2 protein-coding genes are annotated in these 1,634 nt (G+C 63.6%); both read left to right on the top strand.

Going from position 1 to position 1,634, the window contains the following annotated elements; all coding sequences use genetic code 11:
* Positions 1–580 (top strand): gamma-glutamyl-gamma-aminobutyrate hydrolase family protein (locus EN750_RS33290; protein WP_189526638.1); only part of this gene is annotated, 580 nt, incomplete at its 5' end.
* A gap of 5 nt (positions 581–585) precedes the next feature.
* Positions 586–1,533, top strand: a complete 948-nt coding sequence (locus tag EN750_RS33285) for a cation diffusion facilitator family transporter (RefSeq protein ID WP_127399193.1) — start codon at positions 586–588, stop codon at positions 1,531–1,533.
* Positions 1,534–1,634 lie beyond the last annotated feature (101 nt).

The following is a 1,634-nucleotide window of genomic DNA, read 5'->3' as shown; positions in this document are numbered from 1 at the left end:
GGATAGTTTCGTCCACACGCTGGCCAATTATTTCCGCCAGACCGGCGCCAACGTCTCGACCGTTCGCTCGCCGGTGCCTGAGGAAGTCTTCGACCGGCTGAAACCCGATCTCGTCGTGCTGTCGCCCGGCCCCGGCACGCCGAAGGACTTCGATTGCGCCGCAACCATCAAGAAGGCGCGCGCCCGCGAACTGCCGATCTTCGGCGTCTGCCTTGGCCTGCAGGCATTGGCGGAGGCCTATGGCGGCGAACTGCGGCAGCTGCACATACCGATGCACGGCAAGCCGTCGCGCATCCGGGTCTCCAAGCCCGGCATCATCTTCTCGGGCCTGCCCAAGGAAGTGACCGTCGGCCGCTACCACTCGATCTTTGCCGATCCGGTGCGCCTGCCCGACGATTTCATCGTCACAGCCGAGACCGAGGACGGCATAATCATGGCCTTCGAACACCGCAAGGAGCCTATCGCCGCGGTACAGTTCCACCCGGAATCGATCATGACGCTCGGCCACAATGCCGGCATGCGCATCATCGAGAACATCGTCGCCCACTTGCCCCGCAAGGCCAAGGAAAAGGCCGCCTGACGATCATGGCTGAAGCCGAGAACACGATGGCGATCGCGGCCAAGGCGGCCGCGAAGCGCAAAATCGCCAATCTCGCCTTCTGGTCGATTATCGTCGCTTTTGTCGTGCTCGCGCTGAAGGCTGCCGCCTGGTACGTCACCGGCTCGGTGGCGCTCTACTCGGACGCCTTGGAATCGATCGTCAACGTCATTGCCTCGGTTGCAGCCTTCTGGGCGATCCAGGTCAGCCACAAGCCGGCCGACCAGGACCACCCTTTCGGCCATCACAAGGCCGAGTATTTCTCGGCGGTGCTGGAAGGCGTGCTGATCGTGCTCGCCGCCCTTTTGATCCTCAACGAGGTCTGGCGCCACTGGCAGACCCCGGCACCGCTCGAACAGCCCTGGGAAGGTCTTGCCGTCAACGGCGTCGCTACGGTCATCAACGCCTTCTGGGCCTGGACGTTGATCCGCGCCGGCAGGGCGGAGAAATCACCGGCACTGGTCGCCGACGGCAACCACATCATGACCGACGTGGTCACCTCGATCGGCGTCTTCGGCGGCCTGGTCGGAGCGATCCTGACCGGTTGGCAGATCCTTGACCCCGCACTTGCCGTCCTCGTGGCTTTGAACATTCTGTGGCAGGGCTGGCATGTCATCGGCTCGTCGATGAACGGGCTGATGGACCGCGCCGTCGACACCCAGGAACACCTGCGCATCCGTGACGTCATCTCGGCCAATTGCAAGGGCGCGCTGGAGGTGCACGACCTCAAGACGCGCATCGCCGGCCGCGCCACCTTCATCGAGTTTCATCTGGTCGTCGACGCAGACATGTCGGTCGGCGCCAGCCATGTCATCTGCGACCGCATCGAGGACGCGCTGAAAGCCGAAATCCCCTCGGTGCGCGTCACCATCCATGTCGAGCCCGACGACGAGGCCAAGCTGCCGAAGGGCACGACGGCCGTGCCGTTCGCCTGAGGCGATTTCCTGTAGCGACTTGGGAAAATTAACCGAAGCTTCTCGACTTCGTCATCCACGGGCGAAGCAGGAGCGAAGCTCCGTCGCGGAGACCCGAGGAT

This window comes from Mesorhizobium sp. M7A.F.Ca.ET.027.03.2.1, from assembly GCF_003999175.1.
Classification (GTDB): domain Bacteria; phylum Pseudomonadota; class Alphaproteobacteria; order Rhizobiales; family Rhizobiaceae; genus Mesorhizobium.
Note: the sequence above shows the minus strand (reverse complement) of the source record. Positions and strands in the feature narration are given on the sequence as shown.